The organism is Solobacterium moorei (assembly GCF_036323475.1).
In the GTDB taxonomy this organism is placed as follows: domain Bacteria; phylum Bacillota_I; class Bacilli_A; order Erysipelotrichales; family Erysipelotrichaceae; genus Bulleidia; species Bulleidia moorei.
Map to the genome: position 1 here is coordinate 2,294,620 of NZ_AP028934.1, position 24,613 is coordinate 2,319,232.

Annotated in this window: 24 protein-coding genes; 3 read left to right on the forward strand and 21 right to left on the reverse strand. The window is 37.1% G+C overall.

Annotated elements, in window-relative coordinates; all coding sequences use genetic code 11:
* Positions 1 to 4 precede the first annotated feature (4 nt).
* The gene (locus tag RGT18_RS11480) at positions 5 to 313 is read left to right on the forward strand and encodes a hypothetical protein (protein ID WP_028078167.1); all 309 of its coding nucleotides are present in this window, start codon (positions 5 to 7) and stop codon (positions 311 to 313) included.
* Positions 314 to 347: 34 nt separating this feature from the next.
* Here the strand turns inward: RGT18_RS11480 and RGT18_RS11485 are convergent, their stop codons facing one another.
* Together RGT18_RS11485 and RGT18_RS11490 are read right to left on the reverse strand one after the other, a co-directional pair.
* Positions 348 to 1,187: a Cof-type HAD-IIB family hydrolase gene (locus tag RGT18_RS11485; protein ID WP_245580923.1), complete on the reverse strand. Its 840-nt coding sequence runs from the start codon at positions 1,185 to 1,187 to the stop codon at positions 348 to 350.
* Between the two features lie 12 nt (positions 1,188 to 1,199).
* A complete protein-coding gene (locus tag RGT18_RS11490) occupies positions 1,200 to 1,472 on the reverse strand; it encodes a DUF1294 domain-containing protein (protein ID WP_006525859.1) in 273 nt (90 codons plus the stop codon).
* Between the two features lie 125 nt (positions 1,473 to 1,597).
* Between RGT18_RS11490 and RGT18_RS11495 the strand changes: the two genes are divergently transcribed.
* Entirely contained in the window at positions 1,598 to 3,091 is a 1,494-nt protein-coding gene (locus RGT18_RS11495) for a C69 family dipeptidase (RefSeq protein WP_028078169.1), read from the forward strand.
* Between the two features lie 82 nt (positions 3,092 to 3,173).
* Here the strand turns inward: RGT18_RS11495 and RGT18_RS11500 are convergent, their stop codons facing one another.
* Complete coding sequence (locus RGT18_RS11500) at positions 3,174 to 4,406, reverse strand: ABC transporter permease (protein WP_028078170.1); 1,233 nt, start codon at positions 4,404 to 4,406, stop codon at positions 3,174 to 3,176.
* The gene (locus tag RGT18_RS11505) at positions 4,399 to 5,313 is read right to left on the reverse strand and encodes an ATP-binding cassette domain-containing protein (protein WP_028078171.1); all 915 of its coding nucleotides are present in this window, start codon (positions 5,311 to 5,313) and stop codon (positions 4,399 to 4,401) included. The genes RGT18_RS11500 and RGT18_RS11505 overlap by 8 nt, the downstream gene beginning before the upstream one ends.
* 272 nt (positions 5,314 to 5,585) lie before the next feature.
* On the opposite strand from RGT18_RS11505, the gene RGT18_RS11510 reads away from it, so the two are divergent.
* Positions 5,586 to 6,890, forward strand: coding sequence for an IS30 family transposase (locus RGT18_RS11510; RefSeq protein ID WP_338176248.1), 1,305 nt, complete (start codon positions 5,586 to 5,588; stop codon positions 6,888 to 6,890).
* A gap of 538 nt (positions 6,891 to 7,428) precedes the next feature.
* On the opposite strand, the gene RGT18_RS11515 is transcribed toward RGT18_RS11510, so the two are convergent.
* The 17 genes from RGT18_RS11515 to RGT18_RS11590 form a co-directional block, all read right to left on the reverse strand.
* Complete coding sequence (locus RGT18_RS11515; RefSeq protein WP_156022813.1) at positions 7,429 to 7,572, reverse strand: hypothetical protein; 144 nt, start codon at positions 7,570 to 7,572, stop codon at positions 7,429 to 7,431.
* Positions 7,565 to 8,698 carry an HAD-IA family hydrolase gene (locus tag RGT18_RS11520; RefSeq protein WP_081659513.1) on the reverse strand — a complete coding sequence of 378 codons (1,134 nt, stop codon included), beginning with the start codon at positions 8,696 to 8,698 and terminating at the stop codon, positions 7,565 to 7,567. Before RGT18_RS11520 ends, RGT18_RS11515 begins: the two co-directional genes overlap by 8 nt.
* Positions 8,699 to 8,700: 2 nt before the next feature.
* The gene (locus RGT18_RS11525; protein WP_028078057.1) at positions 8,701 to 11,514 is read right to left on the reverse strand and encodes an AAA family ATPase; all 2,814 of its coding nucleotides are present in this window, start codon (positions 11,512 to 11,514) and stop codon (positions 8,701 to 8,703) included.
* The gene (locus tag RGT18_RS11530) at positions 11,511 to 12,650 is read right to left on the reverse strand and encodes an exonuclease SbcCD subunit D (RefSeq protein ID WP_028078058.1); all 1,140 of its coding nucleotides are present in this window, start codon (positions 12,648 to 12,650) and stop codon (positions 11,511 to 11,513) included. Before RGT18_RS11530 ends, RGT18_RS11525 begins: the two co-directional genes overlap by 4 nt.
* A gap of 17 nt (positions 12,651 to 12,667) precedes the next feature.
* Positions 12,668 to 13,594: a DUF4003 family protein gene (locus tag RGT18_RS11535; protein ID WP_028078059.1), complete on the reverse strand. Its 927-nt coding sequence runs from the start codon at positions 13,592 to 13,594 to the stop codon at positions 12,668 to 12,670.
* An 87-nt stretch (positions 13,595 to 13,681) separates the two neighbouring features.
* A complete protein-coding gene (locus RGT18_RS11540; RefSeq protein WP_028078060.1) occupies positions 13,682 to 14,626 on the reverse strand; it encodes a DUF4003 family protein in 945 nt (314 codons plus the stop codon).
* 106 nt (positions 14,627 to 14,732) lie between these two features.
* Entirely contained in the window at positions 14,733 to 16,037 is a 1,305-nt protein-coding gene (locus tag RGT18_RS11545; RefSeq protein WP_028078061.1) for a M18 family aminopeptidase, read from the reverse strand.
* Between the two features lie 69 nt (positions 16,038 to 16,106).
* A complete protein-coding gene (locus RGT18_RS11550; protein WP_028078062.1) occupies positions 16,107 to 17,345 on the reverse strand; it encodes an aminopeptidase in 1,239 nt (412 codons plus the stop codon).
* Complete coding sequence (locus tag RGT18_RS11555; protein WP_028078063.1) at positions 17,342 to 18,529, reverse strand: SseB family protein; 1,188 nt, start codon at positions 18,527 to 18,529, stop codon at positions 17,342 to 17,344. Before RGT18_RS11555 ends, RGT18_RS11550 begins: the two co-directional genes overlap by 4 nt.
* Before the next feature lie 26 nt (positions 18,530 to 18,555).
* Complete coding sequence (locus RGT18_RS13130; RefSeq protein ID WP_081659514.1) at positions 18,556 to 19,278, reverse strand: prepilin peptidase; 723 nt, start codon at positions 19,276 to 19,278, stop codon at positions 18,556 to 18,558.
* 42 nt (positions 19,279 to 19,320) lie between these two features.
* Complete coding sequence (locus RGT18_RS11560) at positions 19,321 to 20,025, reverse strand: TVP38/TMEM64 family protein (RefSeq protein WP_006525844.1); 705 nt, start codon at positions 20,023 to 20,025, stop codon at positions 19,321 to 19,323.
* Between the two features lie 57 nt (positions 20,026 to 20,082).
* A complete protein-coding gene (locus tag RGT18_RS11565; protein ID WP_028078065.1) occupies positions 20,083 to 20,538 on the reverse strand; it encodes a hypothetical protein in 456 nt (151 codons plus the stop codon).
* A gap of 62 nt (positions 20,539 to 20,600) precedes the next feature.
* Entirely contained in the window at positions 20,601 to 21,278 is a 678-nt protein-coding gene (locus tag RGT18_RS11570) for a CBS domain-containing protein (RefSeq protein ID WP_028078066.1), read from the reverse strand.
* Positions 21,279 to 21,282: 4 nt separating this feature from the next.
* The gene (locus RGT18_RS11575; RefSeq protein WP_028078067.1) at positions 21,283 to 21,987 is read right to left on the reverse strand and encodes an ABC transporter ATP-binding protein; all 705 of its coding nucleotides are present in this window, start codon (positions 21,985 to 21,987) and stop codon (positions 21,283 to 21,285) included.
* Between the two features lie 4 nt (positions 21,988 to 21,991).
* Positions 21,992 to 22,762 (reverse strand): ABC transporter ATP-binding protein, encoded by a 771-nt coding sequence (locus RGT18_RS11580; RefSeq protein ID WP_028078068.1) that lies wholly within the window; start codon positions 22,760 to 22,762, stop codon positions 21,992 to 21,994.
* Positions 22,759 to 23,709 (reverse strand): branched-chain amino acid ABC transporter permease, encoded by a 951-nt coding sequence (locus RGT18_RS11585; RefSeq protein WP_037403825.1) that lies wholly within the window; start codon positions 23,707 to 23,709, stop codon positions 22,759 to 22,761. The genes RGT18_RS11580 and RGT18_RS11585 overlap by 4 nt, the downstream gene beginning before the upstream one ends.
* A 3-nt stretch (positions 23,710 to 23,712) precedes the next feature.
* Positions 23,713 to 24,588 (reverse strand): branched-chain amino acid ABC transporter permease, encoded by an 876-nt coding sequence (locus tag RGT18_RS11590; RefSeq protein ID WP_006525838.1) that lies wholly within the window; start codon positions 24,586 to 24,588, stop codon positions 23,713 to 23,715.
* Positions 24,589 to 24,613: the final 25 nt, after the last annotated feature.

Genomic DNA, 24,613 nt, shown 5'->3' on the forward strand with positions numbered 1-24,613 from the left:
TATTATGTCAGATGGTTTCTTCCCTTTAGTTCTTCTGATGGCTATTACATTTGCCCTTTTAGCTGGATTTTCCAATAAGCTACAACAGGCGAACAACCGACAGAAAAAAACTTTCAACAATGACTATATTCCACCAAAATCACCGCTAGATATACCTGTACGCACAGCACCACGTCGTGTGCCAAATATTATGGAGCCAAATCATACCGATGATATTAATGGTAGAAATATCATTCATCGTGACGCTCCTGAAAAAGGATACGTTGTATTAAATGGTGTAAAGCGTAGAATTCACGAGTGTAAAAACTTATAACAACATAAAAACTAGTATGCATGCATACTAGTTTTTATTGTAGAGATGGAATATATTTTTGAAGTGCTTTTGCGATACCATCATGATTATTATCATCTGTCATATCATCTGCGATTGCCTTTACTTTCTCTTGTGCATTTGCCATCGCAACACCAACACCCGCAAACTCCAACATCGTTATATCATTGCCTGCATCCCCAAATGCAATGCAGTCTTTGGCTTCAATCCCAAGCTTTGATAATGCACTCTGTAGTGCTGCACCTTTATCAATTCCTTGAGATGTCATCTCATAGAAGAAGTTAGAACTAAACATCATAGAAAGCTTTCCTTCAAACGGTGCAGAGATAGCCTTATAATTTTCGCGTAAATATTCAGGCTGACCAACCACCAAAATCTTATTGATTGGAAAGTCTACATAACTTGCAAGATCACTTACCTCTTTAAGTAAGTAGTTATTCATGCGTGCTTCATACTGAAATCCGTTAAATGTATGTCCCTTATCAGTAATCATGCAGTCATATACATCCTCAACTACCATATACTCATTTTCTACAATAATCGGATGTACATCAAACTGTTTCAAGTGTTGAAGTGTCTTCGTAACTAAATCCTGCTGCATCGTTGTATTGACAAGTACTTCACCTGTTTGACAATCGATTACCTTCGCACCGTTGAAACAAAGGAATAAACCATGATTCTTATCCATTTCTAGCAGCTTGCCATACTTTTCAATTCCCTTTGCAGGACGACCACTCGCAATAACTAAGCGAATACCCTGCTCTTGTGCTTTCATTAGTACTCTTCTCGTTTCAGGAGTAATTTCCTTTTGGTCATTTGTTAATGTACCATCAACATCTAATAAAATCGCTTTCATCATTAACCTCCCTTAACGTATTTCAGGAAATCCTTTTGTCACAAAATAAATCCATACCAACATCATAATTGGAACCCCAATCTGAAACTTCAAATGCTTTGTTTTATGATGAAAAATACGCATTCCTAAATATGCACCATAGGCTCCCCCAATTGCGGCAGCCCCTAACAATGTCTTCTCTGGAATTCTCCACATATTGTTCATCGCACGATATTTATCTAAACCATATAAACCAAATGTGATGATATTGATAACTGCTAAATATGCTAAAACTGCTATTGACATCTATATACCCCTCACTTTTCGCATGGTTATCATATAGTATCCTTCCATAAATTAGAAGTAAATTTTTTATTAACACCACAATGAAGTGTTATGATTAACACAACAATAGATTGGAGATTAACAATATGCCATGTACAACATTACTCGTCGGTAAGAAAGCTAGTTATGACGGTTCCACATTAGTGGCTCGTAACGAAGATTCCGGCGCTGGCGATTTTACTGCCAAGAAATTTATCGTAGTTCATCCGAGTGATCAACCAAAAGTGTATAAATCCGTTTTATCTCACGTAGAAATTCCACTTCCAAATAACCCAATGCGTTACACCTGCATGCCAGACGCATTAAATGATAAAGGCATCTGGGGTGCTGCAGGTGTCAACGAATTAAACGTATCTATGACAGCGACTGAGACAATCACTTCAAACGAAAGAGTTCTCGCTGCAGACCCTCTAGTAAAATATATCCCTGCCAAAGGCAAAGAAGGCGATGTAGATTATACCCCAGAAGTCGTTGGTGGTATTGGGGAAGAAGATATTGTTACACTTGTACTTCCTTATATCAAGAGTGCCCGTGAAGGCGTTCTTCGTCTTGGCGAAATCTTAGAGAAGTACGGTACATACGAAATGAATGGTATTGCCTTCCAGGATATCGACGAAATCTGGTGGTTAGAAACAATCGGTGGTCATCACTGGATTGCAAAGCGTGTTAAAGATGATGAATATGTTGTAATGCCAAACCAGCTGGGTATCGATAGCTTTGATTTAAAGGATGCCTTCGATAAGCAAAAAGAACACCTATGTTCTAGTGACCTTGTAGAATTCATTGAGAAGAATTATCTCAATCTAAATCAAGATAAACATTTTAATCCAAGATATGCTTTTGGTTCACACTCAGATGCAGACCACGTATACAACACACCACGTGCTTGGATCATTGGTCGCTACTTCAATCCAACAACCTATCGTTGGGATGGTCCTAAGGCAGACTATCGTCCTGATTCTGATAATATCCCTTGGAGCCTTGTGCCAGAACACAAGATTACAGTTGAAGATGTGAAGTACGTCTTATCTCACCATTATCAAGGCACACCATATGATCCATATGGAAAGCATGGTGATTCCTCACTACGTGGTTCCTTTAGACCAATTGGCATCAACCGTAACAACTTCCTATCATGCGTACAGATTCGTCCATACGCACCGGAAGAAATTCGTTCTATTGAATGGATTGCCTACGGTTCAAATACATTTAATGCATTTGTGCCATTCTATGTAAACGTCGATGAAACACCTATCTATACAGCGAATACAAATAAAACTGTATCAACAGATAACTTCTATTGGTCTAACCGTATTATCGGCGCTCTTGCAGATGCACACTATAGTAATACAAGTTCCGCAATTGAGCGTTATCAAAATGCAGTACAAACAAAAGGTCATCAACTCATAAACAAGTATGATGCTTTATTTACAAAAGATGTAGACCCTGTCACATTTTGCCAAGCAGCGAACCAAGAAATTGCAGATATGGCAAAACAACATACAGATGCCCTCTTAGATAAAGTTCTCTTTACTGCAAGCATGGGTATGAAGAATAGCTTCTCTAGATCAGATGCTTAGCCACCAAAAAGGCTCGTAACACACGAGCCTTTTATTGTTTTATACGTATGTATACATAATATGCATGCATATCATATTTTGATTATTGTTTTGAGAACAATACTTCCTTACAAACCTTAAAGAAGTTTGGTTTATTACCATAGTTCAATGTTCCCCAACGATAAATACGGATGGATAGTCTTGCGAATAAGTAAATGAATACAATCGTAAGTACTGTTGATCCAATAACCTCGTATATCGCAACGGTTGTAATCGCATTTCGAATCGGCATTACCATGACAGAGAAGAACGGAATCCATGAGGCAATCTTTACCAATATAGATTCTCCACTCTGTAAAGCAGACATCGCAATCATATAACTAGCGATAAACAGGAACATAACTGGGCTAATCGCATTGCTTACATCTTCCATTCTGGATACGACAGAACCTAAAGCCGCAAAGATAAACATATACAATAATAGACCGAGGATGAAATAGAAGATATACATACCCAGCATCGATAGATCGAACATCGACTTTGCAATCAAGAGAAACATCTTTGGATACATTCCCTTAAAGATAAAATAGGAAATTAATCCAGAAGTAAAGATGATGCCACATTGAATCACAGACGCGCATGTTACTGCCAGCACCTTACCAATGATAAGGTTCTTTGGATCAGTTGTCGTAATTAGTAGCTCCATTGTTCTACTATCTTTTTCTCTTGCGACTGCTGTAGCTACGATAGATCCAAACATTAGGATAACAGCATATAATGTGATGACATACGCAAACGCAAGTAGATATTGTGTTGATGTATCTCGACCTAAAACTTCTTCTTCCGCATTGATCTTCACGTCATTTAATGCCTGATATTCAGCGATGCTAATACCCTTCTCATTAAATTTTTGTGTCACAATGTGATCTTTTAAAACTTCATTTAAAGGATCGTCCCTTCCACCTAAGAATCCCTTATCGTGGAAGTATGTCTTATAGTGATCATAATCATAGATTGCATATCCCTTTGATTCTTTACCACTTTTTACCGCTTCTTTTAGTGCATCTTCCGTTGGATAAAGACTGGATTCATCAATGTTTAATGTTTTTGCAATCTCTTCATTCGATACAAAGTATCCACCAGGGATGCTGTCATTGAGATAAGACGCTCCCTCAGAACTATCAAACTCAGTTGGCTTGTTAAAATGGTTGATGATACCCGGTGCTGCTGCACCACCGAAAGCGACAATTGCTAGTAGTATCGTCGACACGATAACTGCCTTCTTCTTTATTTGTTGGAAGAATTCAAATTCAAATACAGTTCTAAAGTTACGCATTTGTCTCACCTCCTACCTTGTTTACAAAAATATCTTGTAAACTAGGACGATATTGTCCAAAGGACACAACTTCACATACATGATTTAATAACTCCTTCAAAATTTCATTCGAAGTATGTTCTGTATTCTTTGTAATCAGGTACTCGCCATCTACAATATGAAACTCTAAGCCAAATTTATTCTGTAAAACATCCTCTACAACCGCAGTATCCTCAGGATTTACACGAAGTACTAACTTATCTTGTCCCTCTTTCTTCTTAATTTCCTCTAAGTCACCAGAGATGATGATATTACCATGGTCAATTAATGTAATCTCATCACACATCTCTTCAACATATGCCATCTGGTGTGAGGAGAAGATAACTAGTTTACCCTTCGCAACTGCTTCTTTGATCGCATCCTTAAAGATTTGTGCATTGACTGGATCCAAGCCTGAGAATGGTTCATCAAGAATAATGATTGCAGGATCGTTAATAAATGCCTGTGCAATTTGAATTTTCTGTTGATTACCTTTAGATAATGTTTCTAGCTTTTTATTTGTATACTCTTTTAATCCAAAGTAATCAATCCAGTACTCTGCTTCTTCAGCAGCCTTTTTATTATCTGCCCCTTTTAACTTCGCAAAGTATGCCAATTGATCTTTTAGAGATACTTTAGCATACATACCACGTTCTTCTGGCAGATAACCAATATGGTTTTGATTCACATCAAATGGCTTACCATCCAACAAAAATTCTCCTTCTGTTTGTTTGAATACATTCATCAAGCAGCGGAATGTTGTTGTCTTACCAGCACCATTTCTTCCAAGGAAGCCCATCGCCTTACCGCTTTGTACAGTAAAACTGATTCCATGGAGAATTTCCGTCTTGTCGAAGGTTTTTCTAATTCCCTTTACTTCTAGTATCATAAATACCCCTTTCATTTCCAAGGAAATACAATTGTTAAAACAGGAACATCCGTATAATTTTTATACGAGTGCTTCTTTATGATTCGATTATATTCTTTGTTTGACCAAAGGTCAATATATATTATACAAAACTCTATATTTGTCGTTACTTCAAAATTCTCCTCAATTATTTTTGAAAGTTCCTCTTTTGATTTTATTATTGGTGAAGGTTCCCTTTTTTAATATGATGTCTTTAGAGATGGTGCTGGCAGTTCAAGAAAGGAGGCAATCATATGGTTGCCAGCGGTTATAAACATCTATCTTTAGAAGAACGTAAATCTATAGAAGTTCTATTGAATCATTCCGACATCAAACTCAAACAGATAGCACTCTCTATCAATCATTCACAGAAATGCGTACGTGAAGAAATCAGAGCACACAGGGTCGTACGTGTCCACTCGAATAAGACGAACAAATGTGGACGGCAAGATTCTTGTAAGAAACATCGCTTATGCACATATTGCATAAGCGGTGATTGTAAGTCTTGTAAGCATAAGGACTGCAACGAGCTATGTGATGACTTCGTCTCATATCCCGTTTGCGAGAGAATAGAGCGATTCCCTTATGTCTGTTCAGGTTGTCCTGACATACATAAATGTCATCTTCCCAAGTACTTCTACATCGCACGAATAGCACAGGATAAATATACGCAAGACAAATTAGAATGGAGGTCCGGACCTCGCAAGAGCGAAGCAGAAATGAAATCTATCGTGGAGGCATTTCAAAATAATATTCCTAAAAAGCAATCCATCGATACGATTATCCATACTAACGACCTGAATATATCCGCCTCTACTGCATATAGATACATTCGTGAGCACCAGATTCCCGGGATTTCAAACATCGACCTAAAACGTCAGGTACGCTACACGCAACGCAGTTCTTCAAGGCATCATCCTATATCGATTGACTACGATTTCCTCGAAGGACGCAAATACGAGGACTTCCTAGCAGCCCTAGAAACAGCAGGACCAGATGTAAACGTATGGGAAATGGATACGATCATCGGGAAGAAAGGGAGCGATGAGAAGTGTGTACTGAGCCTGTTACACAGACGTTCCAATCTTCAATTATATTTTCTCTTACGACACAAGAATATGTTTGAGGTAACGTATCTATTTGATACTATCAAAAGTTTCTTAGGCATCGACTTATTCAAAGATACGTTCACTATCATACTCACCGATAATGGCACTGAGTTCCATGATCCACTATCGCTTGAGACAGACCCTGAAACGGGAGAAAAACTCATCAGTATCTATTTCGCAAGGCCTAGACGTTCTGATGACAAAGGCAAATGTGAAAAGAACCACGAGCACTTCAGAGAGAAGATTCCAAAAGGATGCAGTATGAACAGCCTTACAAAATACGACATCAATTTCGTATCAAATCAGGTAAATAATTATGTACGCAGGAAGTTAAATTACCAATCACCCTACAGCATTGCCAAACTAGTACTAAACGAAAAGGTGTTAGAACTAAACCGCCTTCATCCCATTTCACCCAAGGCAGTTGATCTAACACCTATCCTCCATTAGCATCAGACCCTAACAGCACCATCTCTTTATATTCAAAGGGAGCTTTCAAGAGAAATTCAAAAAAATTTCATTTGAAAGTATACTTTTCGTGCGGTCAAAATGCCCAATATCTATTTAGATTATAGCTTAAAATATATAAATTCAAAACCTGTAAATGGAAAAGCACCCCAATTAAAGGGAGCTTTCGTTAAAAGGGAGCTTTCACTGAAAATTGAGCACTTCAAAATTCTAGAGCCTAAATAAATACAAATTCCATCATATAGATATTTTTTAATGATACGTTGTAGAGATGTTTCTTACGCTAAAGCACGATAATCATATTCCTTTGTGCGATATACAAAAGTGAAGCTATCTCTAATACAGTCATAACCTTCTGAAGCATTAAATAATTCATAGAATCGATATATTCGACTCTTTTGAAACAAGTTTATAAATTTAAGGACTTAAGAGCCAAGAGTCACAAACGGATATATTGACTGATGAAATAATTCTTCAGCACTTTCAATCAATCACAAGCAATTAACCATCTGTGTTTTATTCACATATCCAACAGTTCATCAAGCTTCTGTTTCAAACTGACACTTGTATCCATTACGATCATGCATGCATAACATTGCTTGTGATACCATTCATCATTGATATCGTAATACGATATAACACTGTCTATGTTCTCTTTATTCATATAGATCTACAATCTTTAATAAATCATCCACGACAATTGTATCTTCATAGAGTGGTGTAACAGGAGTGTTCTGGTCCAAGAATAGGGTACATTTGATTCCTGCTTTCTTTCCAGCTTCTTCATCTAAACGACGATCACCAATATATGTACAATACTTTGGATTTAACTTAAATTTATCTAACAGATAATGAATACCTTCTGGATCAGGTTTTTTCGCAAAGCCATCATCACCTGTAATGATATAACTCATATACTCCGCAATTCCTAAATCTTCCAAAACTTGTTTTGCGGTTTGGTCTTTATGTGTGTATACATAATTTCTAACACCCTTACGTTTTAATACCTGTAGCGTTTCTTTAGCGTTCTTGATTAACTTTACTTTATCATTATCCGCATCCTGTAAGGTTGTGTAATACTGATACACCGTTTCAAACTGTAAGCCTTCTCTCTGGGCAAATTCACGAATGAATTGATGCACAGAATTAAGTATGACATACTCACAAAGATATTCGCGGTCATATATATGACCGTAATGTGTCATTGTTTCCTGTAAACTATCTAGAATAACGTCATAGGAATCTAGTAATGTCCCATCCAAATCCCATATACATGCATGAATCGGTTTGATTGGGAGTCTTGTATATACCTCTTCCTCATCATCATGGTGGATATAGGCACCGTTTGCGAGTTGGACATGTAGAGAGGCTGGATTATCCTTGTGAGAAGCCATATAGATTTCATCTTCGCGGATAATTTCTTTTGCGATATTCAATAACAGTGCTAAACCCCTCTTTGCATAACCTTGATTTCGATATGCCGGTAAAATAGCATATCCGATATGGCCAGATCCATTTCGTAAATGCTCATTTAGATAATGTCTTAACTTATATACACCAATAATATGATTATCTTTCCATAGGAAATAATATGTTTGTGGTACATACCCTGGTTTTAAATTGATACCATTTGCAATATCAATTAGTTTTTGCATTGTTTCATGCATGAATGTTTCTCTATCAATTCCATAGTATTGATTCATAAAACCATTTTCATCTTCTGGTAATTCTTTGAATACTTGGTAGATAGCATCCACATCTTGCCAATTTAATTCTCGTATTTCTAACATGTTTATTCCTCATTAATCACTTTCGCAACTGAGCCATGGCTACCATGTAAATCTTTGGTCACGATAATTCCTTTATGGATACGTTCCTTTAACTCTTTGACGTGCGAAATAATACCTACCAAACGATTTTCTCCAGACAGTTTCATCAGTGTCTGTATTGCGTTATTGAGTGAATCTTGGTCCAATGTACCAAAGCCTTCATCAATAAACATTGTATCAATTTGAATACCACCTGCTTGGGATTGTATTTCATCCGACATTCCTAACGCCAAGGCAAGAGAGGCAATAAATGACTCTCCACCAGATAAGGAACTCACTGGGCGGATTGAGCCATTGCTAAAGTCGATTACATCTAAATCTAATGCTTCATGACTTCTTTTATCTTTAGTGCCAGCACTGCGTACAAGTTGGTATTGTTGATTGGACATTGATAGATAACGCTCATTTGCCTTATGAATCATACGGTCAAGATATGCAATCTGAACATATTCTTGTAATGTAATTTTCTCCTTGCTAGAGCGACCATTCCCCATTGCGACATCCGCAAGTTCTCGCAAACTACTATAGCGAGAAAGCTTTGTTTGATATGTATCACTTTCAGACTTGATTTTCTTCTTTGTATCTTGGGCGTCATTTTCATACATCTGTGTATCATGAATACTCTTAAGTATCTCTTCCTGCTGTACTTGTAGATTTTCAATTTCAGCCTGAAGTAGCCCAAGTTGGTTTTTCTGAAGTGGAATCTCATCAATGGATGACTCTACCTTTTCCTTTAACATATCAATCTGCGCACTCACATAAACCAGTTCATCCATTGCCAGTTTGCTTTCATTTGCCAATTGATCGATTTGTTGTTGGTATTCTAAGATTTGCTTTGCAAGGATAGCTAAACGATTCTTCGCTTCTGTTTCCGAAGAATACTTTAGCTTTGTAGTAGTCTCTTGTACTTGTTTTTGAATCTGCTCATGTTCAACAGATAGCTTTGCCTGTGTAATTTCACTTTGACTTGCTTCTTCAGCCAAAGCAGTTAATTTTTGTTGTAGTTTTGGAATCATCTTTAGTAATTCTTGATAGCGCTTTGATTGCTGTTGAAGTTGCTTGATACAAGTTGAAATTTCTTTCTGTTCTTTCTTTAGCTGCGTTGTATGTTCATCAATGAATGTCTTTACATTTCCGAGTGGAATTGTTTGTTCTGTAACAGACTTTAATACTAGCTCCAACTCGTTCTGTAAAGTACTCATCTTTAGATTCGCATCCACACACGCTTTACTAGCAACCTGATATTCTTTTTCAACTTGATCTGCTTTCTTTTTATATTGATTAATTTCTTCTTGTGTGACAAGCTGGTCACTATAACTAGCAGGACGCGGATGTTCTATAGATCCACATACAGGACATGGTTCACCCTTAATTAATCTTGAAGCTAGCAAACCCGCCTGATTTGCGAAATAAGACAATTGCGCATCATCATACTGCTTTTGAAGCATTGCTTTCCTATCAGTACTTTCTTGGAGAAACTGTGTTTTCTCCTTCAAATTATCAACTGCGTTTTGATAATTACTTTGAATCATGCTTGCGTGATAAAAAGCAGAAATCTTCTTTTCTATTTCTTCTTCTTTTATGAAAAGCTTATTCAAAGATAGTTCACTATCTGTTAATATCTGTGCTTCCTTTTGTTTCAAAGTGATATCTTCATCCAACTGCTTCTTGAGGATTGTTTTTGTTTCTAAATCCTTTAATACAGAAGAGCTCTGTTTTTTAATCTCGGCAAGTTTTGCAGTGAGTTTTGTTAGTCCTGCATATTCAGGTAACTCATGTTCAATTTGTGCTTGTTCCTTCTTTAACGCATCGATTTGAATACGATACTTTTCTCCATCAGTCTTCAATCTTTCTGTGTAACGATTTGCTTTCTCTTCTTTCACTGGCTTTTCTTTTAACAGTTTTTCAAGTGAAAGAAGATCTTGTAATTGTTTCGTTTTCTCTGTTTCTTCTTTGCGAGATTTCTGAAGTTGCTTTTGAACTTGTTCCTTTTGTTTCTGCAGGTTTTCTATACTTCCCTTTGCGCCAATGATGATATTATCCAATAAATCATATACTGGTTGAATATCATTCATCGCAAACGTTTCTAGCGTTTGTTCATATTGTTCTTGTAATATTTCTGGTACACGTATATCACTGATGATCTGTTGTAAACGCAGCTTTGCGTCATTCAATGCAATGGAACTTTCCTTTGCCATTTGATTTAAGCGATCCATAAGGACAGAGTATTTACTTGTCGTAAATACTTTTTCAAATAACTTTCCACGTTCTTTTGTATCTGCGTTTAAAATTTCAAGGAAACTTCCTTGAGCTATCATAGCAATCTGGCGGAATTGATCTCTCTTCATACCAAGTAATTGTTCGACCTGTTTGGTAACTTCTGTTGGTTTTACAATACGGTCTCCATTTGGCAGGATGAGATATGCATCTGTTGCTTTACTACGCTGTTTTACTTCACCATTTTTTTGTACATGCGTATATGTATATTCAGGACGTCGATAGATATGATATTCCTCATCATGATAGATAAAATCTAATTCAACATAGGTTTCTATCTCCTCATTTGCATATTCACTTCGTAATGTCTTTACATCACGAATATCTCCACTTGGTTTTCCGAATAGAGCGAATGTAATCGCATCAAAAATGGTTGTCTTACCTGCACCGGTATCACCAGTAATCAGATAAACTCCATTTTCACCTAACTTTGAAAGATCAAGTTCAATCTTGGAGGCATATGGGCCAAAGGCGGAGAGCACTAATTTAATTGGTCTCATTCTTCATCCCCCTCTTTCCATATTTTCGTCACAAGTTCATCTAATATTTTCTCTTGTATATCATCGAGTGCATGCCCTGTATATTGTGCAAAGAAATCCCCAAAGATTTCTTGTGGTGTTTGATTCTTTTGTTTTGTATAACTGATGCCTTGTTCGCTTTGTTCATAAGCTGAATTTGGATATGAAATTCCAAGAATATTCGGATAACGTAAACGTAATGTATTCATCGCATCAAATACCATACGTTCATCTTGTAGTTGGAAGTATACATAATCATCATTCTTTGTGTTCTTTCTTTGTAGAATGTTCGCAAAGGTATCTTTGATAACCACTACATCATGTAGTGGTTTTAAATCAACAGTATAAACCGTTGTATGTCCCTTTTCTTTCATATCAATGATCGTGACTGATTTTGTTGTATTAGCTTCACCAATAGAATATTTAAGAGGTGTACCACAATAGCGCATTGTCTCTCGTAAGATAGTTTGTGGACGATGGATATGTCCTAATGCGACATAATCAAAATCATTAAACACATTTCCATCCACATTATCTGTACCACCAACGCTTACCTCTGAACCCTGTTCATCAGTTACAGAGCCTGTAATAAATTGATGCGATAGGATTACATTACGTTCCTGTTGATTCAGTTCAACTGTTTGTAATGCATGTTTGATAGCTGCTGTATATCCCTCCACAGCTTCTGTCTCATCTAAATACTGGTTTACATAGATTGGACGTATATACGGAAGGCTGTAGAAATGGATGGGTCCATATGCATCCTCTATCGTTGTACTTGCAAGTATACCTGTATATTTCCCAGTAATATGAATATTGGAATCCGCAAATATCTCAGCTCCATATGAAAGTCTAGTCCCGTTATCGTGGTTTCCTGCAATTATAATCACATGGATATTTAAGTTCTTTAACTCCAACAGAAACATGCTTAAAAGAGCGACCGCTTCTGAACTAGGGTTACCAGTATCATAGATATCTCCAGCTAATAATACTGTAGTCACTTTTTCTTGTTTTAGAATTTCTATGATTTGTCGCAAAATGTACTTTTGATCTTCAATCAATGAATATTCTTTGAGCCTTTTTCCTAGATGCAGATCTGATAAATGTGCAATTTTCATATAAATAACTTTCTATACTAACTTCTCTGTGCATTTGTGATTGAGAATACAATTGCATTGATTACGGCATAAATCGATAAATTATCTTCCGCATAATATTGCAATAGAATCATGCATGTATGTAATGATCTTGTATGATTATAGAATTTACCATAGTCTTTCTGCATTTTTAGGAAAGCAGATACTTCCTCATAATCCTCCAAAACCCTTTCAAAAGGAACGGATATATTTGCCAATACTGCTGGTAATATGAAGTAAAGGTAGTTAATTGAACGATCCCATCCATTTGTAATTGCCTGTAGTAGCTCCATTGCACGTCTTACCTTTACAGTTGCAGTACCCTCACATAGCGCTAAAACATAGGATAATCTTCTTGCATAATCACCGTCCAAATGATATTCATTCATCAATAAATCATCCATGATGACTAACTCATCCACAACATCTTCTTTTAAATGTGGTGTCATTGCCAATATACCGGCATAAATAACATCCTGATCATTTGTTAAAAAACGATGCAGATCTTTCATCCGATTATAAATCGATAATGCTGTATAGTATATCGGTTGATATTCTACCTGTTGGATCTCTGCCGCAATGAACGCCAATACCGCAAGTCCATTATTCTTTGCGAAACTACGATTAAATTGTTGTTCAAACGCCATCACTCTAGCAACTACTGTATCTGGATCCTGCTGGGAAACAGCCATCATCGCTGCATATATTCTAGGATGAGCTTGCCTATATGGGGATGTAAATGAAAATGCTTTCTTTACTATCCATTCACATGAACTCAATGCATCAAAGTTAATTTCCTGCTTATGGTACATATAAATATATGCAATCACTGCATTTTCATCCAGATTTGAAAAGAAATTTTTTTGCCGCAATGCTTCTTTTTTATCCATAAAGGTTATGCATTTTTGTAACAATAAATCATCCATATCAGTTACCTCTTCTATCTAATATTATAAGCAGAATATGACTTTCCCTCAATTCAAAGTCATAAAAACAAGCCCTCTAAGACTTGTTTAACATGACCTGCGTTGGACAAGTGCTTTTATTAATGCAATTGTATAAAGAATCGCATTTGTCAGTGTATAAATGGAAGTATTATTTCCAACATAGAAATTTAATAAAATCATACATGCATGTAAAGAACGTTCCGGTTTAGAGAATAGACCGTATTGTCTACTCTTTTTTAAATACTGCATCACTTCATCATAATCTTTTTGGATTGTATCAAGCGGAATTGAAAGATTTGCAACTACCGCATGAAGGACATAGTAGATATACCCTACATGGCGATTCCATTTACTTGTACAAGATTTAATGAAGTCCATCGCATTCTGAACTTTCTGTGTTGCGGTACCATCACAGAAGGCAAGTGCATAGGAGAGTCTTCTTGAAAAATCCTTAGGAAGTCTATATTCATTCACAAGTAGATCATCCATGATAACTAGTTCATCCACAACATCTTCTTTGATGCTTGGAGCCATCGCTAGAATACCTGCATACACCACATCCAAATCATTCGTTAAAGAACGCTGTAAATCCTTCATCTGGTTGTAAATTGTAAGTGCCTTGTAGTAGATTGTTTGATATTCTACCTGCGATCTTTCTGCAGCGCTAAAACATAGTACTGCAAGCCCAATCGTATCCTTAAATGTACGATTGAATAGTTCTTCAAAACTCATCACACGATTGACTACGATATCTGGTTCAATATTAGACACATCCATCATAGCAGCATATACCTTGGTTAAGAATCGGTATTGAAATGAAACGAATGGAAATGATTGGCGGATGACATCTTCACAGTATTCCAACATTTCAAAGTTGATTTCTCTCTCATTAGACATGTAGATAAACGCAATATCCGCAATTCCTTCAGGACTATATAAGAAATATTTACGACGTAACGCTCTTCGATTATCAAGGAACGTATTACATTTTTCTAATAGCAAGTCATCCATCAAAATCACCTCTTATTTTAATATTGTATGCATAATTATCTTTTCAAGCAATCCATAGCCAAAAAACAAGCCCTCACCACTGAAGACCTGTTCATTGTGATTCTAATTAACGAAGTGAGAATACGCCTTCCCCTTCATCTTCTAAAGTGAGGGAGAAGAAATGTGACATTGCTTCTACAAGATACTCTGTATCCTTTGCGCCTGCTGTTTCATAAGATGAATGCATTGCAAGTTGTGCAAGTCCAATATCTACTGTATTCAGTGATACATGGGCATTAGAAATATTACCCAATGTCGAACCACCTGCCATATCAGAACGATTTGTAAATGTCTGTACTGGAACATTTACCGCTGCACACACTTCTTTAAACACTGCAGCAGAGACCGCGTCTGTTGTGTACTTCTGATTTGCGTTGTACTTGATGACAATCCCCTTGTTCATCTGTGGACGGTTGATTGGGTCCGCCTTTCCCACATGGTTTGGATGTACAGCATGCGCATTATCCGCAGATACCATAAAGCTAGATGCAATTGCACGTTTTGCTTCTTCTGGCTTCTTACCGCAGGATAGCGCAATTCTTTCCAATGTATCTTCTAAGAAAGTGGAATCTGCACCTTGCTTTGTACCTGAACCAACTTCTTCATTATCAAAAATTGCCACAACAGGAATACTTTCACTATCACTTGCAGCTAAGAAACCATATAGAGAACCAAATACACATTGTAGGTCATCTAAATGACCTGCAGATACAAACTCATTCTGATAGCCCCAAACGGTACCCTTTTCACGTGTATAGAGATATAAGTCATGACTGAGGATGTCTTCCGCCTTTACACCGATAGATTCGGCTACAACCTCCATAAACTTACCCTTGGAATCTTCTGTACCAAATACCGGCAACATATCTACCTGTGCGTTATAGGTCGCATTTGTATTTGCTTCACGATTCATATGAATCGCAAGATTAGGAATTACTAATAGATCCTTATCCACACGTACAAGCTTCGTAACAAGCTTCCCATTTTCCTTTACGATGACTCTTCCCGCTACAGATAATGGACGATCAAACCACGGTGCACATAGCATACCACCATACTTTTCAACGTTTAACTTCACAACACCATTCCCAACGATTTCTGGGTTTTCTTTTACTTTGAATGTTGGAGAATCACTGTGTGCTGCACCAATCATATATCCCTTATAATCTGTTGTAGGGATGCGGAAGGCGATAATACTGGATTGGTTTCTCACCGTAAAGTATCTTCCATCTATCTCAAGATTCCAACAATCTGCCTCTGACAATTCATGATATCCTTGTTTCACTAATATCTTCTTTATCTCATCGATTGCGTGGAAACAAGTTGGACTCTTGTGTAGAAAATCTAATAATTTTTCATTGATATCTACCATAAACTCTCCTTATACAAAATTACTTACTTTATTATAGACGAAAACCACCATCATTGATGGTTTCCTTATCTAGATTACAAAATTTCCATTTCTAAATACTGGCACAACCGTACCATCTTGTTGGATACCATCAATATTCATTTCCTTCGTACCAAACATAAAGTCTTCATGTTGAGATGATTCGTTTGCACCTGCGGCCTTGAGTTCTTCTTCACTCATATGTGCTCCACCCTTTACGTTTTCAGGATATGGCATACCTAGCGCTAAGTGACACGCAGCGTTTTCATCAAATAATGTATTGAAGAATAAGATATTTGAATTTGAGATCGGTGAATCATATGGCACTAAGGCAACTTCACCTAAGTATCTAGAGCCTTCATCAAAGTATAATAAACTCTTCAGGGTTTCCTCTTCTTGTTTTGCACCAAAGTCGACAACCTTGCCATTTTCAAAACGGAACCAGAAACCATCAATGACCTTACCACTGTAACTTAAAGGCTTTGATGCGTACACGATACCATTAACACCAGTCTTCTTAGGCATTGTGAAGCATTCTTCTGTTGGAATGTTTGGATCAAAGTAAACTTTCTTCGGTGTCATATCTCCACCACCAATCCATACATGGTTATCTACAAGCTCTACTGTTAAATCTGTTCCAAGTTCGCTTGTAAAATGCAACTGCTTGAAGTTTAATTCCGTTAACTTGCGTGCATGTTCTACAAGATTACCATCATGAATACGCCAGTTTTCAAGTGGATCACTATCCTCCGTAACACGGCTTGTCATAAAGATTGCATCTTCTAACTTCTCAAAAGCTTTCTCCTCAGAAAGATTAGGGAATACAACCTTTGCCCACTCTACAGAAGGAATACCTATTACACACCATTGTCCTTCGTTATTCATTGTGTACTTGCGTAAGTCTTTCATCTTCTTACTATAAGCCATCTGGTATGCACGAACCTTAGATTGGTCTACATCCTTTAGCGCACCTGGCATATCAGAACTAATGCGTAAATAGCACGCACCTAAATCGTGTTCACGCTTTACACAATCATATTTCCAATCTGGGATATCAGCTAATGTCTCTTCACTTTGATATGTATAATTTAATTTTGCTAATTCCGTATCCGTCCAGTTGATAATTACTTCTCTAGCACCTACGGCATACGCTTCTTTGGCAACCATGCGTACAAACTCATAATCACGTACGGATGCAGTAATCACTAGTGGTTGATTAGGCTGTACATTGACACCACGTACAATTGCTAATTTTGCTAATTTTTGATACATTGCTTTACTTGCACTCATAAATCCTCCTGTTTTTTAAATAATCCGTCATAACCAAGAACCCCTTGAATATGACGCATAAAATCTTTGGTAATAATGAACGACTTTGGTCCAAATGGATTGATCACAATAGAGTCATATTTCGCTGGTATTAAGTGAAAACATTCCTTGATGTTACGAACTTCCATGTGAATCTCATCCTCTTCAAATATGTTACTATAACGCAATAGCGCATTCCAATCTGTAAACAATACCAATACAGCTTTATCCGGATTGACATTTAGACGAACAGACATAAATCTTTCATCATCGACGTTTTCGTTTGTGTATTTAATGAGATAATACTCGCTCATACAGATTTCATAGACCAGTGTGCCAATATACTCTTGATCCATAAAGAACTTCGCATACTCACGCAAAATTCCACTTAAACCTGGATTTTCTATAATACTTGGATCTGCACCAGTTTGAATACTACTGATAACACTGTACTTCAATAAGAAATCTTTACAGGAGTGGTCTAGTCTGATTGTTACCATCTGATGCTTTGCGGAAGATACTTGTTTATCATCACAGAGTATCTCCACAATCGTTGCGTTGATATCACCTTTATCACTACAGTGAAGACATATCGTATCATTCACTTTCATCTCACCATAGACAAAACCAGTACAGATTGTATCTTGATCACTTTCGACAACCATCATCGTATAGCGTCTTTCGCCATTCAGGATCGCATTCTTTTCAAATTGTTTTAATTCCCTTTGATGTTTCATTTTTGTGTACTGTTGTTGTGTAAAGATAACAGCCGCAATGCCTAACGCAATCGCTGTTAGATAGATCTGTGTCAGCTCTCTACTTGCATTTGCCCCTGATTGACTTACAACAATGTATGTCATCACTACCAGACGTGCAATTAATACACCAACAATCCCAAAAAAGAATAGATTTTTTGCCCATGGTGAAACTTTGAACCGAAAATAAACCTCATTTCGACAAGATTTTCGATACATGTATTCTGCCATGGCAAACGTTAAGACTGCTAAGATACCCCAAAGAAGTGGAAACAATCCCTGCGCAATCATCCACGGAGATATTGTAATCTCTCGAAACATAAAATTCAGATTATGAAAGAAGCCATATAGTCCTACTACATAACCAATCATTGATATCAACATTACTAGAATCAATAGATACTTTTTCATCGACCCCCTCCAATAGAACAAGTTTATCACAATCCCCAACTGAGGCTATCAAAATAACCACAAAAAACCAATAAAAAGGATACCGAAAGAAACGGCCCAAACGCAATACAATTTTTCTGATGAAAAACCATCCACGAAATTGCAAGTATACATGCAATGGATAACACAATCCAAATCTTTTGAAACGAAAGAAATAAACTCATACAAGATAGAAGCTTTAAATCTCCACCACCGATACATTCCTTATGAAACAACTTCTCACAAAGAATAAATATGAAATACCCACAAACAAACATAACCAACATACGTATCCATGGTTGTATATTTATCTCATTTATCATACATGCATGTATGATAAACAGAATTATCATACCGATATGTATCTCATTCGGTATCTCCATGATGAGATAGTCGATATAACATACACACCAAAGTAGAGAGAATAGAAGAACCCTCATCATTATATCCCACTTGAAAGTATCAACGTTCCATACAACTAACATACACAAAAACCCTGTCAGTATTTCCGCAAGGATATATTCTTTTGAAAATCTTCTACCACAATAACGACATCTTCCCCTTAAACAAATATAACTTAGTATTGGTATTAAATCATACCAATGTAGTATATGATGACATGCATCACAATGGCTACGTAAGGTCGATCTTTTCCGAAGATAACCATGACACATACACAACAAAAAGCTTCCTAAATGGAAGCCGAATACTCCAATCCATATCCGATACATTTTATCACCCCATAAAATATACAGATATTATTTCTACTTTCCTTATAATTTCTCCAGAATCTTGTCTTTGTTAAATAAGATGACCACAACAGAAATTACTTGAATCGCTACAGCAAGTGCAGATACGATATAGTTTCCTTCTGCTAAGAAGTGACCTGAGATACAACTTAATAAAATCTGTATCCAACTAGAACACAATATCGCTAGAGAGAAATCTTTCAAACTGATTTTGGCATGTGCCGCAACATAAGGGATGATTCCATTTGGTATCCCTGGCAACATACATGACACAGCCACAACGAAGATTGGTTTTTCCTCATTAATCTTCTTCATTAACCAGTTTTCTTTTAGTGTTGTATTATTCATCGCAATACGGATAGATTTACCCACACCACGCAATATCGCAAACACCAATACATTACCAGCAGTAAATCCAAGCCAACACAGTAGGAAAGCTCTCCACCAACCAAATAGGAAAGCACCCGCAAACTGGATAATGACGCCTGGTAAAATAACACTGACTACCTGGAGTACACTAATCATAAATAGTGCAATGTAGGCACCATAATGACCCTGTCCTTGGATATATTCTGCTAGTTCTGACTGATTTCCAGACTGTAATATCTGCCATACTTCTTGAACCATCGGTCCAAAAGCTCGATATACTAACCATCCAATGGTCGCAATAATCACCAAGATTAATAGTATAATCGCAGACTTTCTTAGTCGCTTGATTTTTCTAACCATGTTCCCCCTGTAATGAAATACAATTTAAAACAATAACACATTTTAAAAAACACGCAACTATATTTTCTTTAAATAATCCGACTTAACACTATGTTCCTTCAAGAAGTTTCTTACTTCATCAAACTGGTCTTCTTCAAAGAATAATGCTGTTGTAATCTTATTTCTCACAAAATAAATACTATTATCCGAACGCGAAAGCGTTACCTGTCCTGCCTTATGGAATTTAATCAATGACCCCATCATCACAATGCCCTCATCTGATAATCCAGACTTCATGAAGTAGTACATCATTCCTAAAATAATTGGAATGACGAATTGCACAATACGAAATACACCCTCATAACGTACAAAGCCAATAATCGCAATCACAATAAATAAGACAGGAATCATCCACTTCATCTTATTACCAACCTTTGTTTCTATCTTTACAGTATTTGATACCATCAACATTCTCGCAAACGCGACTAACATCACTGCATCGAATACATATAAAATCAAATTCTGAATATCCATAAGATCCTCCGTGTTCTTTATTCTATCATAAAAGGTTCTGCACTTGCAGAACCCTATTTCTTCTACTTCAACCAAACAACAGTTTTACCTTCTGCGGTTGTTTGAACAACATTGGTAATATTAAATCCAGCGTCTTGTAAGATCTTTGTCATCTTATCTACTGCAACTTCACCTGTTGCCTTAACAACAACCTCAGAACCACGGTCTGTATGATATACAGCGATATTCTCTACGTTGGCATTTTCTTGTGCAAATAGCTTCGTTACCTGTGCAAATACACCTGGCTTATCATCAATCAACATGACAAATCGTGTGCCTTGACGTTTTAATCCCATTAAGTCAACGAATGTTAAGAAGATATCCTTTTCTGTAATAATACCAACCACATGATTTTCTTCATCCACAACTGGTAATACATTGACAGCATTCTCTAGCATCACTTGCGCAGCTTCTTCTAAGAAGACCATTGGAGAAATCGTGTGCACATCACGAATCATGATGTCCTTTGCCTGTGTACGAGATAACAGGTAATTCAATTCATAAATGGATAAGGACGTTGCGTTCTTTCCAGATGCGTCGTTGACCAAACCCTCTGTAATCAAACCAATCAGCTTATGATTCTCATCCACAACTGGTAAGCGGTGGAAGTGATTCTTACCCATGATTTCTAGCGCTTTGGATAACGGTGTATCCGCAGTAATTGTAATGGGATTTGCTGTCATATGATCTTTAACGTACATTGCTTTATCCTCCTAGATAAACTTTCTGAACTTGCTCGCTAGCAGCCAACTCTTGGCCACTACCCTCTAATGTTATTTTACCTGTTTCTAGTACATATGCACGATCAGCAATCGCTAATGCCATCTTTGCATTCTGTTCTACTAGTAATATTGTAGTGCCTTGTTTATTAATTTCCTCAATAATTCTGAAAATTTCTTTTACAAGTAATGGCGATAAACCCATGGATGGCTCATCCAATAATAGAATCTTTGGTCGAGCCATTAAAGCTCTACCCATCGCAAGCATCTGCTGTTCACCACCAGATAAGGTGCCAGCTAATTGCTTCTTACGTTCTTTTAAACGTGGGAATAATGTATAAACACGCTCTAAGTCTTGTACAATTCCTTCTTTATCTTTTCTTGTAAAGGCGCCAAGATCAAGATTTTCTTCAACGGTCTGTGAAGCGAATACTCTTCTACGTTCAGGAATCTGTGCAAGTCCCATCGTCACAATTTTATGGGCTGGAATCTTTGTAATATCAACCCCATCTAATAAGATAGAACCTTCTGCCGGTTTTAATAAACCTGAAATTGTATGCATGGTTGTTGTCTTACCAGCACCATTGGCACCAATCAGTGTAACAATTTCACCATCATTGACTTCAAAGGAGATACCTTTGATAGCTTCAATCATTCCGTAACGTACAACTAAATTTTCTACTTTCAGCATATCATCACTCTCCTAAGTATGCCTTTACAACATCTGGGTTTATACGGATTTCCTCCGGTGTCCCCTCCGCCAGCAACATACCATAATTCAATACAGAAATCTTTTCACAGATACCCATGACAAGCTTCATATCATGTTCAATTAGTAAGATAGCGATATTGAAGCGATCACGTACAAGACGAATCGTTTCCATGAGGTTCTTTGTTTCCTGTGGGTTCATACCTGCCGCAGGCTCATCCAACAATAACAATTTCGGATGTGCACCTAATGCACGAATGATTTCTAACTCACGCTGTTTACCATACGGTAGATTCTTCGCAAGTTTATCTGCATCCTTTTCTAGACGGAACACTTCTAATAAAGACATGGCTTCTTGATCCATATCTTTTTCCTGTTTCAAGGAATTTGGTAACTTAAACATTCCAGAGAATAATCCATAGCTTGCTTGTGTATCTAAAGCTACTAAGACATTCTCTTTCACCGTCATATCTTTAAACAAACGAATATTTTGGAATGTTCGCGCAATTCCCAAACGAGTAATCGCATATGGCTTCATACCATTAATCTTCTTACCCTCTAGTTTTACTGTACCATCCGTTGGTGTATAAACACCTGTTAACATATTAAATACAGTTGTTTTACCAGCACCATTTGGGCCAATTAGACCGTAGAGCTGACCTTCTTCAATCTTCATTGAGAAGTTATTTACAGCACGCAAACCACCAAAGTTAATACCGAGTTCATCAACTTCTAGAATATATTTCTTCTCACTCATGAATGAACCTCCTTATTCCTATTAAAACGATGGAAAAACGTCTGCATTTGTGGTGCATGTTTCACTAACATCATCAAAATTAGCACAACAGAATATACCAGCATACGATAATCACTAACACTACGTAATACTTCTGGCAATAATGTTAGAACACTCGCGGATACGATAGAGCCAAAGATATTACCCATACCACCTAATACAACCATTACCAAAATCTCAATCGATTTATCTAATGTAAATACGCTAGGCTGTAAGAACCCCATGTAATGCGCGTATAAAGCACCACCTACACCCGCAAAGAATGCAGAGTATAGGAATGTGATAATTTTATATTTCTGCGTGTTGATACCAGAGGATTCAGCCGCAATCTCATCCTCACGAATCGCAATAATCGAACGACCATGTCGAGAATGAATTAGCGATAACGACAAGAACACCGTAATCGCAGCTAAAGCGAATGCCCATGTAAATGTAGTATTCTTTGCGATTGCCGAATAACCACCAGCACCACCCAATACTTTCAAGTTGATGAGTACATTACGTACAATTTCACCAAAGGCTAATGTAATAATTGCGAGATAGTCTCCACGTAAACGTAGGGTAGGTAAACAAACAAGAAGACCTAGAATCATCGCAACAATACCACCGATGATAATCGCAACCGGAAATTCAATGATAGGTAATAGACGCATCGACTTTGTAAATACTGCAGAAGCGTAGGCTCCAGCAGCCATAAAGCCCGCGTGTCCTAACGCAAGTTCACCAAGGAAACCCGCCGTCATATTTAAAGAGACAGTCAAGATTACATTGATACAGATGGTAATCAAGATACCTTGCCAATAACTCTTTAATACACCTATACGCATTAATATAACCAACAAAATATATCCTAGTGCAGTAATACCAAATTCGAGTAGGAGTCTGTTTTTTAAATTGAGTTTCTTCATCACTTACACCTTCTCCTTTACATTTTTGCCTAGAATACCAGCCGGTTTAAATACCAACATTAAAATCAAAATCGCAAATACAATCGTATCTGTTAACTGAGAGGAAATATATGCCTTAGTCATGGCTTCGATCATACCAAGGATAAACGCACCAATTACCGCACCTGGAATTGAACCAATTCCACCAAGTACCGCCGCAATAAACGCCTTAATACCAGGTAAAGAACCGAGTGTTGGGTTAATCATCGGATAACAATTCGCATAAAGAATACCCGCTATCGCCGCAAGTGCACAACCAATCGCAAACGTTAAGCTGATTGTGGTATCGACGTTAATACCCATTAGCTTCGCAGCACCCTCATCTTCCGATACAGCACGCATAGCCTTACCCATCGTTGTCTTATTCACGAATAGCGTTAATAAGATCATCAGAAGTACAGACACACTAAATGTAATATAGTAGTTTGCCTGAATTGTAATACCACCTAGATTTAATGCTGGTAAAGCAATAAACGCATGATATGGTTGTGGATTTGCGCCAAAGATCAATTGGAACAAATTCTGTAGGAGGTAACTAATACCAATTGCAGTAATCAATAATGAAATACGACTTGCATTACGTAAAGGCTTATACGCAACCTTCTCCATCACCACACCTAAAACAGCACATACGACGATAGAGATAATGACCGCAAGCCACCATGGTAACCCAAACTTCATACTGATAAAACTAATATACGCACCAACCATGATAACATCACCATGCGCAAAGTTAATTAACTTTGCAATACCGTATACCATTGTATAGCCAAGTGCAATCAGTGCATAAATTGAACCGATGTTTAATCCATTGATAAATTGCATAAAAAACTGATTCATGCATGTTCCTCCTTACCACAAATAA